The following is a 417-nucleotide window of genomic DNA, read 5'->3' as shown; positions in this document are numbered from 1 at the left end:
CCGTTTCTCTTTCAGGTCCCCAGGGCCGGCTTTCCGGTGATGCCACGGCCGGTCAGGAGCGCACCTTCACATTCACACTATCGAACAGCGGCTCGGCCCCGGCCCGCGATGTCAAGCTTTCGGCGAGCCCGCCATCCGGCTGGAAGGTCGCCTTCAACCCCGAGAAGGTGGATGAGATCGCACCCGGCGGGACATCCGATGTCGGCGTCTCGATGACGCCTTCGACCCAGGCGATCGCTGGCGACTATATGGTCTCGGTCCGAGCAAACGGCGACGGCGCATCCGACAACGCCGATTTCCGGGTGACGGTGCGGACATCCACGCTTTGGGGCGTGACCGGCCTTGGCGTGATCGGCGCCTCCGCGTTGATGCTCGCTTTCGCCGTGACGCGGTATGGTCGGCGATGAGCCCGGTCAT

The 417-nt window shown here is 65.5% G+C and carries 1 protein-coding gene; it reads left to right on the top strand.

Going from position 1 to position 417, the window contains the following annotated elements:
- The coding region (locus EOD07_RS37255) for an NEW3 domain-containing protein (protein ID WP_245470655.1) at positions 1–407 on the top strand (407 nt) is incomplete at its 5' end.
- Positions 408–417 lie beyond the last annotated feature (10 nt).

It is taken from the genome of Mesorhizobium sp. M2C.T.Ca.TU.002.02.1.1 (genome assembly GCF_003997225.1).
Note: the sequence above shows the minus strand (reverse complement) of the source record. Positions and strands in the feature narration are given on the sequence as shown.